The following is a 15,044-nucleotide window of genomic DNA, read 5'->3' on the forward strand; positions in this document are numbered from 1 at the left end:
CATGTCATGCCCGATTTTCGGCGCCGTATCCCCGTTCAGGGTCTCGTAACGGATCTTGTCACGCCTTTTGCAAATGGCGGCGTGGACCTTCAGGGGCTTGCCACCCTCGTCAACTGGCAGATCGCCAGCGGCGTTACCGGCCTTGCGGTCTGCGGCAGGCTTGGCGAAGCCTCCTCACTGAGCCGCGAGGAGAGACGGGCCGTGCTTGCCACCGTCGTGCAGGCCGCCGGCCTTGCCGTGCCGGTCCTTGCCTCCGTCGGCACCTATGCGACCGAGGCGACGATAACACTTGCCCTCGATGCGGAAGCGGAGGGCGCGGATGCCCTGATCGTCACCACGCCGTACTACAGCAAGCCAACGCAGAAGGGCATCATCGCGCATATGCGCGCCGTGGCCGAAGCCTGCACGCTTCCGATCCTCGTCCTTGCCGATCCGGCTGCGACCCGCTCGGACGTCACAGCAGAAACCCTTGTCGCCCTCGGCGAGATTCCCGGCATCCACGGTTTCATCGACGCATCGGGCGACATCGCGCGCCTTGCCGTGATCGATCGCAAGCTGCGCGAGCGGCTGGTGCTCTATTCCGCTCACGACACGACGGCCTTCGCCTTCAACGTGCTTGGCGGCAGCGGAACGTTTTCGGCTGCGGCGAACCTCGCGCCGCGCCTGACGAGCGCCATGCACCAGGCGCTGCGCACCCGCAACGTCGACCTTGCGCTCGATCTGAAGGATCGTCTTGCGCCGCTCTTTTCCGCGTTTGGTGGCATGACGGACCCCGCCGCCGTCAAACACGGGCTTGCCTCCGTCCTCGGGCTTTCCGAAACAGTGCGGCTGCCGCTCGTGCCGGTCACGTCGTCGGAAGCGGCGGCCATACGCAGCGCGCTTGTCGGCCTGCCGGAATGCGCCGTACCGCTGGCCAGGGCAAGCTGAGAGCGACCGACATGGCCAACAAGAAATCCCGTAAAACGGCAGCGATTGCCGTCGCCTTGCCACAGCCGAAACCGCCCCTGCCCATGTTAGCGCTTCTGATCCGCGTCGGCCTGATCCTCGCCGCCGCCGGCATCGCGCAGCAGTTTCTCCCGCATCCTTGAGCGCGCAAAGCCGCGCCGTCCCCATCAACGAAAGGAATATCCATGCGTTCCCGCGCCCGGCACCATCGCCCACGCCGTCCCGTAGCCCCTATCGAGCCGCCTCGTTTCACGGTAGGGCGCGATCATCACGGCTGGTGGGTCGTCGAGGACCGCCTCGGCCGCGTCGGCGGCATCTTCGTCACCGAGGACGCCGCCCTGCACTATGCCCTGGAAGAGAGCAACCGGGACCGCAACGCGGTCCGGTGCCAGAAACCAAGCAAGCACGTCGAGTTCCGCCTCGGCAGCTGAGTTTTCAGCACACAACGGGAAAAGACGCCGCCCGCACATTTGAGACCCCATATTGCCTGCCATCCGAGTTAATGGCTCGCACACACAACGTTGGTAGTTTGTGGACGGGATGCATCATATCTCTAGGGTGGAGAAACAGCATGGAGCAGTCTGCTCTCATTGATATCGGCTTGCCGGCTGTCGTGTTCATCATCATGGCCGGCATCGGCATGACGCTTTCCCCCCGAGATTTCGAGCGTGTGGCAACGCGGCCAAAAGCCTTGATCTGGGGCATTACGGCCGCCCTCATTATTCTTCCGGTTCTCGGTCTAGCACTGGCCGTCATACTCGATTTACCGCGGGACATTGCCATCGGACTGGTCATCACCGCCGCCTGCCCGATCGGCACGACAACCAGCCTGTTTTCCTACCTTGCGCGCGGAGACGTCGCCCTTTCGATCGCGCTCAGCGCAATCGGCTGCCTCGTCGCGATTGCGACGCTCCCCCTCTTCGCGAACTTCGCAATCGACTACTTCGGCGATGGCGACATGCAGGTGCATCTTCCCATCCTGCGCACCATCGGGATGATGCTTCTGATCATCCTTTTTCCCGTCATGCTGGGAATGGGCATACGACGCAAGGCTCCCGGTTTCGCGGCTCGGGCCGAAAAGCTCGTTGCTGTCTTCGGTGTCCTTGTACTGGTCGCGCTTATCATCGGGATAGGCGCTTCCGTAAAGGACCGATGGGTGGCCATTCTCGTCACCGCCGGACCGGCCGTGATCGGGTTGACTGCCAGCGGAATAGCCGTCGGCCTAATTGGCTCGCGCCTGCTGGGCCTGTCGTCTGCAGAGGCGATAACGGTCGCCTTGTCCATCAGCATCCGAAACGCGGCGATCGGCATGGTTTTGGCCATCACCATGATGCGCTCGCCAGAGGTAGCCGTGCCGCCCGCACTGTTCGGTCTGCTCATGTACGCTTCCGGATTCGTCCTGCTTGCGTATGGCCGCAGGAAGATAACGGCATAACCAGCGCCGGGGAACACGACGAGCTCGAACGCCCCGGAAGCGGGCCCGGCCGCGCCGCGACAGCCGGCGGGATCGTTGACATGGCGCAACACTGACGAGCAAATAAAGCAAGCTGCACGTCCTTCCACGACCTTTGCTCACGCTTTCGTTGACAATCGTAAATAGCGGCGACTAGCTGCCGCTCTGTTCGTTACGATCTCGATTAGCGGTGCGGCAAAATGAGACCTGATTCCCGGCGGCTGGCGTTGATTTCGTTTGGCCTTGCGATACCGGCGATGGCTTTCGCCGAGCCGCAGCCGCGCACGCCGCTAATCAGCGGGCAGATTATCCAGACGCGGATCGGCGAGGACATTTCGTTTATCGAAACACCCGCCGTCCAGCCGCTTGAAATCGGTCAGGATGTGAAGGCGGGCGACGTTGTGCGCACCAACGAGATCGGCCAGATCGCCCTGGTCTTCGCAGATCGAACGCAGGTCCGGGTCGGCCGTAACTCGGTTCTCGTCGTGAAGGATGTGCGCGCTGACGGCGGCGTTTCGCTGGAGCTGCGCAGCGGCCAGCTCTACGGTCGCGCAGCGCGCGGGGGCTCCGGCGTCACCGTCGAGACACCTGCCGCGACCGCAGCGATCCGCGGAACGGATTGGACGATGACGGTCGTCGCGGAGCGCACCACGCTCACCGTCATCGAGGGCCTGGTTGACCTGTCCAATGCCGGCGGCCTGGTCAGCGTCGCCACCGGCGAGGCAGCGGTTGCCACCCTCGGCGGCGCGCCGTCCAAGGTCGTGATAGCGGGTGGCGATATCAGGCAGCAGATGCTCTACAATCTCAGCCTTCGCGAGGCCTTCGGCGGGAGCGGGATCGTCAAGCCGCGCCGCCGCGCCGTCGACGACGATGAAGACGCGTTCGGGCTCTCGCGAGACGCGCTGCCATCCGCCAGGGACAAGGTCGCGGCGGCCGAGGCTAGTTTCGAGCAGCATGGCAAAGCCGGCACGATCGAAGCGATTGCCGCCGCCCGCTCAGGCCCGCTCTCTACGACACAGCGGGCCCGGCTCGACTATATCGAGGGCAGAGTGCTTGCGAGCGCGCGCCGCTATGCCGAGGCCGCGAAGCTTTTTGACAGGGCGCGGGAAGGCCTTTCCGGCGAAGACCGTATCAGCGCCGGATACCTCGCTTATTTCGCCCATTCGCTGGCCGACCCCACCGTCATCTATCCGAAGCCCAGGCCCGTTTCGTCCTCCTTCGCATCCTTGATGGGCGAGGAGACGATCCTCGGCATGCTGCAGTCTCCCCGCGATGCGATGGAGTTTCTGCAAGCGGCTGAGCCACGCTTTGGCGGCGATATTCGTTTGCAGATCGCAGTTGCTGAAAGGGCCATGCAAACGGCTGATTTCGGCGCGGCATTGAGCGCAATTCGCAAGGCGGAGCAGATTGACGCGCGCGATCCGGCGCTTCTCCATATCCGGGCGCAATATCGATCGCATGTGGAGGGCGACGTGCGCGGTGCCGTGCGCGACCTGGAGGCAGCGGTCGCCAGCTCGCCCGGCAGATGGGAATATTGGCTGAGCCTGGGACAGGAACAGGTCGGCAGGCTCGCAACCAGAGAGGCTGAGGCAGCCTATCGCAAGGCCATCGAACTCGACCCTGACGCACCGGAGACGCTCGCAAGCTATGCCGGACTTCTGCTCTATGCAGGGCGCAACGACGAGGCACGCCGCCTGGTCGATCAAGCCCTGGCGGGTGACAGTTCTTTCGAACTCGCCCTCTATCACCGCGGCCGGGCGAAGCTCCAGTCCGGTGATCCGGATGGCGGGCTTGATGACATGCTGCGCGCAACCGCGGCCAATCCCACCTATGGGCGCGGCCTGATTGCGCTTGGCGCAACCTATGCCTCGCGCGGTGACATGGAGCCGGCCGCTCAATCTTTCGAGCTTGCCGATAGGCTCGATCCGACATCGCCGATCATGGCGCAGTATCGAGCGCTCCTGGAGCTCTATAACTACCAGTTGGATCGGGCGATCGAGCTGGGTCAGGAGTCGGTTGCACGGGCGCGGGCGCGAGGTGGCGACTACAGCTCGGTCGAAGCCAGTGACGATTTCGGCTCGACGCTCGGCGGCATCTATCGAACGGCCTCCCTCAATGCATGGGCGCGCTATTGGGGCGACCGCGCTTTCGATCCGTTCCAGGGCGCAAGCTACTTCGATCAGAACCTGACCGGCAGCGTGTCGCCGTTTGCCACGGCGCCGGGTCTCGTCGCGGTGACCGAGCCCAACACCGGCGACGATGCCGCGTTTTCCGGTTACATCCAGGGCGCACTGCTCGATCCGCTCGCCATCGTCAGCCCCCGCCGCCGGCCAGCTTTCTACCGGTTCCCCTTCGAGGAAACCGAGGTGGGCGTCGGCATGACGACAATGGGCCGCGACATCCAGTTGACGGGTACGGCGAGCTACCAGAAGCTGGGCTATGATCCGCTACCCTATGCACTGACGACGGATCTCACTTACTCCTACATGAACCCGTCCTTTGCCGACCAGACTGCGCAGAACCTGAACTCCCTCACCGTGTTCGGCGCCCAACTAACGCCCGACGACCGGATCGTCGGCTACCTGAACGGCGTGCATGTCGAAGGCGGAGTGTCAATCGACGGCGCCATCAGCGACGGGTTCGACGTAACCCGCCGAGACACGCTCAATGCCGACGGCTTGGACATGTTTCTCGGCTGGAGCCACACTTTCGAGTATCACAATGTCCTCAATGTCGGGCTCTTCAGCTCGATCATCGACAGGTCCGGTCGAAACTCTCTCGTTCGATACTGGCCAGGCGCTGATCCGGTGGGCGAGGATCAGGACGTGAACGAGGACGAGTTTTCCCTGAAGCTTGGCGTCTCGCATATCGTCGAGGTCACGGATGACGTCACCCTGCGTTGGGGCGTGGAGGGCGGTCGGTCGGAATACGAGGTATCGTCCTCCTTGCTCCGGTATTTCATTTTTGATCCGACCGTGAACGTCCGGGATCCTTTCACAACAACCCATGTCGAGGGCGAGAACGTCCGCGCCTGGATCGGCGGCATGGCCGAACTGACACCGGAGATAAAGGTGGAGGCCAACCTGTTTCTCGATTGGTACGATCAGAACGGCTCGCAGGACACGAGCTTCAATCCGCATATCGGCGCGGCATGGGAAGTGGCGGAAGGGCAATATCTGCGAGCGGCCTATGCGGAGCGCACGCCGCTCAGCGAGCGAAGCACGCTTTCGCCGCTGACCATCGTGGGCCTCAGAGCAGACATTCCTCCGGCCTCAGGGGAAACCAAGACCGGGATTTTGCGCTGGGATGCGGAATGGAACGATCGCTTCTTCACCGCGGTCGAGTACCAGCATCAGGATATCGAGAACCTCTCGGTCGGCATCCCAGTCTACTCCTATTCTCTGGACCTGCCCCAAGCCCAGATCGATCGTTTGACATTGAACGCGAACGTCTGGATCGGCGGCGGCGTCACCTTCTTTGCGAACTATTCGCGCATTTGGGGTGGAAACCCGATTCCGGATTGGAACGACTGGCTGCCCACGGTACCCGAACATACCGGCCGCATCGGCTTCAACTACATGAGCCCGGAGCGGTTCACATTCTTCATCGCGGAAAGCTACATCGGCAAGAGGATGTCCTTCACCCGTGACGTTCACGGCGCCTCCGGGGAGACGGTGTGGATGGATGACGCCTTCGTCACGGACATGGGCGCGGGCTGGGAATCGGAAGATCGTCACCTTTCGCTGTCGTTCAGCGTATCGAATGTCTTCGATGAAGATGTGGACGTCGCACCGCTCGTGCCCGGGCCTGGGCGTATGTTCAGCGCGTCCATACGCGGCCGCTTTTGAACGCACAGGAAGAACATCCGCTATCCGGGACGGTTTAATTTTCGCAAGCCGCGAGTCCCAAATTGAGAACTCCAATCGTCAGACCCAGTGAGCGCGATTCAATCCGCTTGTCGTGATGGGACTGCGGCGCCTTGAACGCCGTACGATTGGGGGTTTTGATGAAGAAGAATGTTTCCGGCAGGGCCTATCTGCGGGCCGTGCTGTTAGCGGGTACCGCCGTTCTGGGGGATGCCCTGATGATGCCGGCCGTCGCGCAGGAGCCTGCGCAGTCGCAGACGGCGGCGCGGTCGATCACGGTGCCGGCGGGAGCGTTGACGCCCGCCCTGAACAGTCTTGCCGCCCAGACAGGCCTGCAGATCCTCTATGACGCATCGCTTGCAGAAGGAAAATCGACGACGGGCGCGCGCGGCAACCTGACGCCGGAGCAGGCGCTCAACACGGTGCTCGCGGGGACCGGCGTCGATGCGCGTTTTGCCGGCAGCAATCAGGTGACGCTGAGTGTCGATCCCACGGGAACGGGCGCCACGACGGGCCAGATCGACGAGAATGCGACCATGCTGGAAGCGATCACGCTCTATGGCGCACGCGAGGCGACGACACTGAACGACACAACTGCCAGCGTTGGCATCGTCAATTCCCAAGCGATCCGGGACGGACAGATCCGGCATACGCAGGATGCCTATCGCCGGCTTGCCAACGTGCTGGACAGTGCGACGGTCAATTCCGGCTTCGTCATCCGCGGCATGAGTTCCGAGGGCTTCGTTCCGGGCGGCGCGCCGGTCGGCTCGCTCTATGTCGATGGCATTCTCCAGACCCGATACAATGCCCGTTTCGGCGCCAGAAACCTTTGGGACGTCGAGCAGGTCGAGGTCTATCGCGGCCCGCAGTCGACACTCTCCGGCCGCGCCGCCATGTCGGGTGCCGTCTATATCAAGTCGAAGGATCCGACCTTCGACAAGGAGGTCGAGCTTTCAGGCACCGTCGGAAACAACAATCTTGTTGGAACGGCCTTCATGGTGAATACGCCGCTCGTCGAAGACCAGATCGCACTTCGCATTGCCGGCGCATTCGAGCGCTCGCGTTCCGATGTCAGCTATTCGAACTTCAAGCACTATGCCGGCTATGACGACCTGACGACCGATATCAGCGGCACCATCCGCGCCAAGGTGCTCATCACGCCGTCCGAAATGCCGGAAACCCGCGCGGTCGCGACCTACTCCTATTCGAAGGACCGGCCGAACGACCGGCTGGTCGGCCTCTACAGCGGCCGTGGCGATTTCAACAACAATCCCGATACCTACACGGAGTTTCGCTGGACCGAGGTCCACAATCTCGGCCTCGAAGTGACGCATGACTTCTCCGACACGCTGCGCGGCACCTCGCAGACGGGCTTCCAGTACGGCATCAACAACCGGCGTTCGGTCGATGGCGACACGCCCGGTTATGTCACCGGCATCTGGGGCACGGATGACGATTCGATCTTCACCCAGGAGTTTCGCCTGAACTATGAGGCGGACCGCTGGAAATGGGTCGCGGGCGTCTTCGGCAGCCACCAGGTCTTTGACGGCTCGTCGCGCTTCATCGCGGAGCCCTATCCCGACTTCATGCCGGGCGTTATTTACCAGCTCGATGACGACCAGAGGCGCGTGACGACGAACCTCGCGGTCTTCGGCGAGGCGACGTACGAGTTTGCACCCACCTGGTTTGCGACCCTCGGCGGCCGCCTGGACTATCTGAAGGAAAAGAACACCGAACTGAACTCCATGGTCCTCCACGGGATGGACCCGGTCTGGTCGCCGCCAAATGGAACCTCGTCCTTCAACGAAGTGAACTTCGTGCCGAAGGTCGGTCTGGTGAAGGAATTCGGCGACAACCACAAGGTCGGCATCACCTATTCCCAGGGCTTCCGTTCGGGCGGCTCCTACGTCAACCGCAGTCAGGCGCCCATCTACACGATCGATACCTACGATCCGGAATACTCGCAAAGCTACGAGCTGTCCTACAAGGGGATGCTGCTCGACGACCTGCTGACGCTCAACGCCAACCTCTTCTACACGAAGTATACGGACCAGCAGATCGAAATCCGGCCGCGCTCCGACATACCGGGTTATCGCGTCACGGAGAATGCCGCCTCCTCGCGTGCCTGGGGCTTCGAGATCGAACCGACCTATCAGGTCACCGAACAGTTTTCGGCATTTGCGTCGATCGGTTACCTGAACACCAAGTTCCTGGAATGGAACCATGGCGGTCTCGGGGATCAGGCGGGCAAGTCTTTCCCGGAAGCACCGGAATGGACCGTCGGGTTCGGTGGCCGGTATGAGTTCGAGAATGGCGTCTATATCGGTGCGGATGCCAAATACACCACGGACTACAATTCGCGGTTCGGTACGAAGGGCATGTACAAGATCGACTCCCGTTTCCTCGTGAACGCGCAAGCGGGCTTCAAGAAGGACAACTGGGAAATCACCGCCTTCGCGGAAAACCTAACCGACGAGAAATACTTCACCATCGTCGATCCGGATGCCGCGTTGGCATTCGGTCAGGCCGGTGCGCGGCGTTCCTTCGGCTTGAACCTGCGGGCAAAGTTCTGAGCTTCGGATTGCGGGGCAAAGCCCCGCAATCCCCTTCCTGTGTCGATCTGAAGTGGTTCCTGTCTTGCGCTGCTATATTGCCCTCGTCTTTCTGCTCCTTTCCGTCTCCGCGGCCAGCGCCGCGTGCCAGGGGAAGGAGGTTACGGAGGGCGTCTACAATGCGCCGCTGTGTATCCCCGCAGAAGCCAAGAGGATCGTCACGCTCGATCCCCTTATAACGCTCGGTCTCCTCATCGAGCTGAAGGCGCCCGTCATCGCAACGCCCTATATGGGTATCCAGGACGCAGCAGTGCTCGATTACCTCAAGCACGCAAAGCTGGTGGATCTCGGCAACCCGCGCGAACCCAGCCTTGAGCGGGTAGCGGCCCTGAAGCCCGATCTCATCATCGGCAGTTCGGAGGCACATGCACCGATCTACGAGATGATCTCGAAAATCGCCCCGACGGTGTTCCTGGATCATACCGACTGGAAGCAATATCGTCGGCGTTTGGCGGAAATCACCGGCCGTGAGGGTGCGGCCGATGACGAACTCGCTGCCTACGAAAAGCGCATCGCCGATATCCGAAAGCGGGTGAGGGACAAGGACGTGACCGTTTCGACCGTGCGCTTTGCGCCGGGTCGTTTCGTTGTCTTTGTCGACGGTCCCGCCGCCTACGCGCCCTTTTCGGTTCTGAGCGAGGCCGGCGTGACGCGCTCCGCCTACGAGACGGTGACGGACGGTACGATCGTCAAGCGGCCGGATTGGGAGGAGCTCGCCAATCTCGACGGCGACATTCTCCTGTATGTCTCCGCCAGCGGTTTCGAGGATGGACCGGACGACGCGCTCGAGAAAGAGGTGACGGCAAACCCGCTCTGGCATCTGCTGCCGGCCGTGCAGAACGGCCGCGCCTACCGGGTGGATCGTGGGCCTTGGCAGAGCTTTTCCGGCATCGCCTCCGCCAACCGCATCCTCGATGACATCGAACGCTACATCCTGGCGGATCGATGATCTGCGGTTTTGATACGAACGACGGGAAGAGGCTGTTTGTCTTGCTCTTCCTGTGTTGCATGCTCGTTGGCATGTCGATGTGGGCGGTCACGCTTGGCATGATGCGTATCTCGCCATTCACCGTGTGGAACGCGCTTTTCAGCTTTGATGGTTCGCGTGAACATCTGCTTGTGACGACGATCCGTTTGCCGCGCGTGCTTGCCGGCCTGGTTGCGGGCAGCGCGCTGGCGGTCTCCGGCGCGATCATGCAGGCGGTGACGAATAACCCGCTTGCCTCGCCGGGGCTGCTTGGCATCAATGCCGGCGCAGCCTTTGCCGTCGTCCTGATGATGACATTTTTTGGCGCGGGGACCGGCGACGTCTATATGTGGTTCGCATTCTGCGGCGCCGGTTGCGCGGCGCTGTTCGTTTATGCGCTTGGCTCTTTCGGTCCGGCGGGACATTCCACCACCGGGCTCATTCTAGCCGGCGCTATCGTCGCAACCTTCCTGACGGCGCTGACAAGCGCCGTGCTGATCTTCGACCAGAGCACACTGGATGCGGTTCGCCTTTGGACGGCGGGCTCCCTGGCGGGGCGCACCACCGCCCAGGTCGCCGCGGTTGCACCCTATATTCTGACAGGTCTGATTGCGGCGTTTTTCCTTGCCCGGCACCTGGTGACGCTGAGCCTCGGGGCCGATGCGGCCCGGTCGCTTGGCCAGAATCCGATGGTCTGGCGCGCGGTCGCCATCGCCATCGTCATTCTGCTTGCCGGCAGCGCCGTTGCGCTGGCCGGTCCTATCGGGTTTGTCGGGCTCATTGTTCCGCATATCGCGCGGCTGACGGTCGGCGTGGACTACCGCTGGATCTTGCCCTTCTGCGCGATTGGTGGAGCGTTGCTCGTGATCGCAGCAGACACGGCGGGACGCATGGTCTTCGCCAGCCAGAGTTTCCCTGTCGGCGTGACGATCGCGTTGATCGGCGCGCCGTTTTTCCTCTGGTTGGCACGAAATCGGGCAGGGGAGGCGGTATGATGCGGCTCACGACGCTGCTTGTCGTCCTCCTCCTGGGGTTGGTCGCTGCAAGTCTGGCGCTTGGTGACATATCCCTGTCCTGGCGCGACCTGCTCGAAACCCTTTCGGGATCGCCGGACGCAACCCCGCAGAACGCGATGATCGTTTTCGATCTGCGCCTTCCGCGTCTCCTGCTCGCCCTTCTCGTCGGCGCGGCGCTGGCGACGGCTGGGACGATCATGCTTGCCGTCATGCGCAATCCGCTCGCCGAGCCGGGCGTTCTCGGTATCAACAGCGGCGCCGCGGCGGCTGTGATGGCCGTTATCGTTCTCATGCCGCGGCCGCCGGTGGTCCTGCTGCCTATTGCCGGCTTCGTCGGTGCGGTGGTCATGGCAGCGGCCGTCTATCTTCTGGCGTGGCGCAACGGCACATCATCGCTGCGGATCATCCTGATCGGCATCGGCCTCGGTGCGCTTGCAAGCGCCATTACCACCTTCCTTTCGGCCTTCGGGGAGATCGGCGATGTCCAGCGCGCGATGATCTGGCTCGCGGGAAGCGTTTACGAAGCCGACATGGTGAAGGTTCGCCTGCTGTTCTTCTGGTTGATCCTGCCGATGGCCTTTGCCTGGATATCTTCTCGCGAGCTGGATGTGATCCGCTTCGGGGACAACTCGGCGCGAAGCCTGGGCCAGCCGGTTGATCTTGTTCGGGGTTTGATGATCGTCCTGTGCACGCTCATTTCCGGTGCTGCGGTTGCTGCCGCCGGATTGATCGGCTTTGTCGGTCTTGTTGCCCCCCATATCGCCAGTCGGCTGGTTGGCCCGTCCCATGCGAGGATTTTTCCGGTTGCCGCTCTCAGCGGAGCGATCCTGGTCATGGCCTCCGATCTCTTGGGGCGTTTGGCCCTCGCGCCGGTTCAGCTGCCGGCCGGAATCGTCACGGCGCTGATCGGCGCGCCGTTCTTCGCCTATCTTCTATGGGGGCGCCAGCATGCCCGCGGATGACGCAACCATGTCGGCGAAGCTCGCCGGCCAGCAGGTATCCATCGCTTACGGCGAACAGCGCATCGTCGAAAACCTGGATCTCATCGTACCGCAGCGCCGGTTCACAGCACTCGTCGGACCGAACGGCAGCGGCAAATCCACCATCCTGCGGGCTCTCGCCGGGCTCATGGCCCCGACGAAGGGAACGATCCTGCTCGACGGCAGAAGCATCGACATCCTCTCCACGAAGGAAATGGCAAAGCGCGTGGGCGTACTCCTGCAAGGGCCGGTCGCTCCCGAGGGTTTGACGGTGCGCGACCTCGTCAAACAGGGCCGTTATCCGCATCGCTCGCTTTTCGGGCGCTGGTCTGCAGAACACGAGGCGGCGTGTGAAGACGCCATGATGCTGACGGGCACGACGACATTGGCCGACACACCACTCGAAAGACTTTCGGGCGGTCAACGGCAGCGGGCCTGGATCGCCATGACGCTGGCGCAGCAAGGCGAGGTGCTGCTGCTCGACGAACCAACAACCTATCTCGACCTCGCCCACCAGATCGAGCTGATGAACCTGATCACCAAACTGGTGCGCGATCACGGCAAGACAGTCATTGCGGTGTTGCACGATCTCAACCAGGCGGCCCGCTATGCCGAGCATATCGTTATGCTGAAAGGCGGAAAGATCACCGCGGCCGGCCGCCCTGAGCACGTGATATCGGAAGCCGCGATTGCCGATGTCTTCGGCGTCCACTCGGTCATCATCCGCGATCCGGTCGCAGGCACACCTCTTTGCGTGCCGCTATAGCAGGCTTGGCGGCGCGAAAGAGCGTTGCGGAAATGCCACGCCGGCCGGCTTTTTCATCATGGGTCGCAGTACCGGCTTACCCAATGCGGTGCGGGATTCTGGCAACAAAATCAGATATAAAGATGAGTTTTTTTGTCTTGTTTTAATTGCGCTGGCACCGGCCAGGGGAAAATATTGTAAGCTATTGCACTTGCAGCGATTTTCTCGAACGGATAGCCATTTTGCATCGCCATGAAAACGTTCGGCTCGTCCGAGCTTGGTTCATTATCCTGGATCTGGAACAGACTGCCGATGTCGCGCTCCTCCTCTCCACTCGCCTGGGACGTCCTTGACGCCAACGACCTCCTGAACCGAGCGATGGAGGATCATTATGCCGACATCACGAGGGCTGTTCGCCGTAAAGGCCATCCGCTTTCCACCGCCAGAGACGTGGTTCACGACCTCTATATCAAGCTTGCCGCTCAGCCCGACGTCCTGCGCAACAAGCGGTCGATAAAAGCCTTTCTCTGCCGGTCTGCCATCAACCTCGGCATCGACCGACAGCGGCGGGAAAACAGGGAGGCGCGCCTTTTCTCCGGAACGGAGAAGGAGGCCATGGCCGTCGCCAGCCTCGGGCCTGCGCCCGATCTGGCGCTCGAAATAGAGGCGCGCGTGGCCATCCTCCGCGAGGCTATCGCAGAACTGCCGGAACGGCGCCGTGTCGTCTTCATTCTGCACCGCCTGCATCATCTTTCGCCGGATGAGATTGCGCTGAAACTCAAGATTTCCCGCAATATGGTCGACCGCCACCTGCGGCGCGCATTTGCCCATTGCCTCGACCGCCTTCTCTGGATCGATTAAGAGTCCCGAAAGGGCGATGCCAATCGTCTACCTGGCAGGACGAAACGCTCCGGGAGAAGTGAATGCCGGGCAACCGTGCCATACAAGCGCAGAGAAAACGCAACAGGCAAGCCATCGACTGGCTTCTGCGCAACAGCGATCCCGCGCAATCCAGGGATGACAAGGCCCTTTTCCAGCACTGGCTGAGCGACCCCGAAAACTGTCGCACCTACCAGGCCGCAGAGGGCTTGATGGGCGATGCCCGGACGGCGATCCAGTCCGACCCGACGCTGCGCGGCCTCAGGCTCGAGCCGCGCAGTCGGGCCAAATCCGTCATGGCGTCCGTGGTTCTTCTCGTCTGCGCGGGGGCGATTTTCCTGGCTATGGACGGCCCGATGCGGCTGCAGGCGGATGCCATGGCCGGAACGAATGAGATGCCGGTTCTCACTCTCGAGGATGGTTCCACGGTGCAGTTGAATGCGTCGTCGGCCATTGCCATCGACTTCGATGCAAAACAGCGAAGCATCCGCCTTCTTCGCGGTCAGGCGTTCTTCCAGGTCGCCGCGGCGCCCGAACGACCTTTCACGGTCGAAGCAGGGACGACGCGCGTGACCGCACTGGGCACCGCCTTCGATGTCCGCTTCGGCGCGACCGATACGGAGGTCACGGTCACGGAACACGCCGTTCTCGTTGAACTCGAAAGCGCGGACCCTTCTTCCCTGAAGGTTTCCGAGGGCGAGCAGGCAACATACGAGCGCGGCAGCGGGAAGACGAAGGTTCAACCCGTCGATGGCCTCGTGGCGCTTGCCTGGCAGCGCGGACAACTCGCCGTCGAAAACGCGCCGCTTTCCTACGTGGTCGAGGAGATGAGCCGACATTTCCAGGGTCGGATCGTTCTTGCCGGCAGCGCAGTTGCCAATCGGCGGGTGAGCGGCACGATCACGGTTTCAGACACGGGCGCCGCGCTTTCGTTCATCCGAAAGGCGTTGGACCTGAAAGTGACGCGGATCGGCCCCTTGATCGTGATCCGATAGCCGAACGCACGGCAATCCCCTCGCCCCAGGGCGCAACAATCAGTGAATGGAAGAGAGGCATGATGGAAGCGACCGCATATGTAGAGACCGAGTTTGGGGCGAAGTACCTCGTTCAGATGTGCAAGCATTTCGCGCATAAGATCGAGGTCGACTATTCCGATACCCACGGCGAATGCCGCTTCGAGGGCGGCATTGCAGTCTTTGATGCGACTGCGGAAGGTCTTCGAATGCGGGTAACGGCGGAGAAGGACGAGACCCGCGCCTGGGCTCAATCCGCAATCGAATCGCATCTCCTGCGCTTTGCTTTTAGAGAACAACTTGAAAGCCTTGATTGGCGGTAGGCGAGACTACGATAGCGCCGTCTTCACCTTGACGAAGGTCGAACCGGATATGCGCCGGCTGTCAAACCTCAAGGGGTTGCCCTTGGTTTTCCCGAGCTTGGGCTGTTTTCAAGCACTTAGTTGATATTCGGTCAGCAATTACTCGATCCGGACGAGGATCAGCGGACATCGATGCGCCACCGGCGTCCGCCCGCCCCCGGGGACAATCCGACATCATCCGTGCGCGCCTCTCACAAAGTAGTTGT

General features: G+C 62.0%; 13 protein-coding genes. All 13 read left to right on the forward strand.

Going from position 1 to position 15,044, the window contains the following annotated elements; genetic code table 11:
• The first annotated feature begins 6 nt into the window (after positions 1–6).
• The 13 genes from MUO32_RS03830 (at position 7) to MUO32_RS03890 (ending at position 14,799) form a co-directional block, all read left to right on the forward strand.
• Positions 7–927, forward strand: a complete 921-nt coding sequence (locus MUO32_RS03830) for a dihydrodipicolinate synthase family protein (protein WP_257946899.1) — start codon at positions 7–9, stop codon at positions 925–927.
• An 11-nt stretch (positions 928–938) separates the two neighbouring features.
• Complete coding sequence (locus MUO32_RS03835; RefSeq protein ID WP_257946900.1) at positions 939–1,088, forward strand: hypothetical protein; 150 nt, start codon at positions 939–941, stop codon at positions 1,086–1,088.
• 42 nt (positions 1,089–1,130) lie between these two features.
• Positions 1,131–1,376: a hypothetical protein gene (locus tag MUO32_RS03840; RefSeq protein WP_257946901.1), complete on the forward strand. Its 246-nt coding sequence runs from the start codon at positions 1,131–1,133 to the stop codon at positions 1,374–1,376.
• Between the two features lie 140 nt (positions 1,377–1,516).
• Positions 1,517–2,380 (forward strand): bile acid:sodium symporter family protein, encoded by an 864-nt coding sequence (locus MUO32_RS03845; RefSeq protein WP_257946902.1) that lies wholly within the window; start codon positions 1,517–1,519, stop codon positions 2,378–2,380.
• A gap of 218 nt (positions 2,381–2,598) precedes the next feature.
• The gene (locus MUO32_RS03850) at positions 2,599–6,246 is read left to right on the forward strand and encodes a FecR domain-containing protein (protein ID WP_257946903.1); all 3,648 of its coding nucleotides are present in this window, start codon (positions 2,599–2,601) and stop codon (positions 6,244–6,246) included.
• 158 nt (positions 6,247–6,404) lie between these two features.
• Positions 6,405–8,837, forward strand: a complete 2,433-nt coding sequence (locus MUO32_RS03855; protein WP_257946904.1) for a TonB-dependent receptor — start codon at positions 6,405–6,407, stop codon at positions 8,835–8,837.
• Between the two features lie 64 nt (positions 8,838–8,901).
• Positions 8,902–9,825 (forward strand): iron-siderophore ABC transporter substrate-binding protein, encoded by a 924-nt coding sequence (locus tag MUO32_RS03860; protein ID WP_257946905.1) that lies wholly within the window; start codon positions 8,902–8,904, stop codon positions 9,823–9,825.
• 71 nt (positions 9,826–9,896) lie between these two features.
• Positions 9,897–10,838 (forward strand): iron ABC transporter permease, encoded by a 942-nt coding sequence (locus MUO32_RS03865; RefSeq protein ID WP_257946906.1) that lies wholly within the window; start codon positions 9,897–9,899, stop codon positions 10,836–10,838.
• Entirely contained in the window at positions 10,835–11,821 is a 987-nt protein-coding gene (locus MUO32_RS03870) for an iron ABC transporter permease (protein WP_257946907.1), read from the forward strand. Before MUO32_RS03865 ends, MUO32_RS03870 begins: the two co-directional genes overlap by 4 nt.
• Entirely contained in the window at positions 11,808–12,605 is a 798-nt protein-coding gene (locus MUO32_RS03875; RefSeq protein ID WP_257946908.1) for an ABC transporter ATP-binding protein, read from the forward strand. The genes MUO32_RS03870 and MUO32_RS03875 overlap by 14 nt, the downstream gene beginning before the upstream one ends.
• Positions 12,606–12,896: 291 nt before the next feature.
• Positions 12,897–13,445 (forward strand): RNA polymerase sigma factor, encoded by a 549-nt coding sequence (locus MUO32_RS03880; protein ID WP_257946909.1) that lies wholly within the window; start codon positions 12,897–12,899, stop codon positions 13,443–13,445.
• A gap of 62 nt (positions 13,446–13,507) precedes the next feature.
• The gene (locus tag MUO32_RS03885; protein WP_257946910.1) at positions 13,508–14,458 is read left to right on the forward strand and encodes a FecR family protein; all 951 of its coding nucleotides are present in this window, start codon (positions 13,508–13,510) and stop codon (positions 14,456–14,458) included.
• A gap of 59 nt (positions 14,459–14,517) precedes the next feature.
• Complete coding sequence (locus MUO32_RS03890) at positions 14,518–14,799, forward strand: DUF2218 domain-containing protein (RefSeq protein WP_257946911.1); 282 nt, start codon at positions 14,518–14,520, stop codon at positions 14,797–14,799.
• Positions 14,800–15,044: the final 245 nt, after the last annotated feature.

Origin of the sequence: Shinella sp. CPCC 101442 (assembly GCF_024704725.1) — a bacterium.
Classification (GTDB): domain Bacteria; phylum Pseudomonadota; class Alphaproteobacteria; order Rhizobiales; family Rhizobiaceae; genus Shinella.

Coding starts and splice junctions, on each gene's coding strand:
- MUO32_RS03830 (WP_257946899.1), top strand. CDS start 7: ATGCCCGATTTTCGGCGCCGTATCCCCGTTCAGGGTCTCGTAACGGAT.
- MUO32_RS03835 (WP_257946900.1), top strand. CDS start 939: ATGGCCAACAAGAAATCCCGTAAAACGGCAGCGATTGCCGTCGCCTTG.
- MUO32_RS03840 (WP_257946901.1), top strand. CDS start 1,131: ATGCGTTCCCGCGCCCGGCACCATCGCCCACGCCGTCCCGTAGCCCCT.
- MUO32_RS03845 (WP_257946902.1), top strand. CDS start 1,517: ATGGAGCAGTCTGCTCTCATTGATATCGGCTTGCCGGCTGTCGTGTTC.
- MUO32_RS03850 (WP_257946903.1), top strand. CDS start 2,599: ATGAGACCTGATTCCCGGCGGCTGGCGTTGATTTCGTTTGGCCTTGCG.
- MUO32_RS03855 (WP_257946904.1), top strand. CDS start 6,405: ATGAAGAAGAATGTTTCCGGCAGGGCCTATCTGCGGGCCGTGCTGTTA.
- MUO32_RS03865 (WP_257946906.1), top strand. CDS start 9,897: ATGTCGATGTGGGCGGTCACGCTTGGCATGATGCGTATCTCGCCATTC.
- MUO32_RS03870 (WP_257946907.1), top strand. CDS start 10,835: ATGATGCGGCTCACGACGCTGCTTGTCGTCCTCCTCCTGGGGTTGGTC.
- MUO32_RS03875 (WP_257946908.1), top strand. CDS start 11,808: ATGCCCGCGGATGACGCAACCATGTCGGCGAAGCTCGCCGGCCAGCAG.
- MUO32_RS03880 (WP_257946909.1), top strand. CDS start 12,897: ATGTCGCGCTCCTCCTCTCCACTCGCCTGGGACGTCCTTGACGCCAAC.
- MUO32_RS03885 (WP_257946910.1), top strand. CDS start 13,508: ATGCCGGGCAACCGTGCCATACAAGCGCAGAGAAAACGCAACAGGCAA.
- MUO32_RS03890 (WP_257946911.1), top strand. CDS start 14,518: ATGATGGAAGCGACCGCATATGTAGAGACCGAGTTTGGGGCGAAGTAC.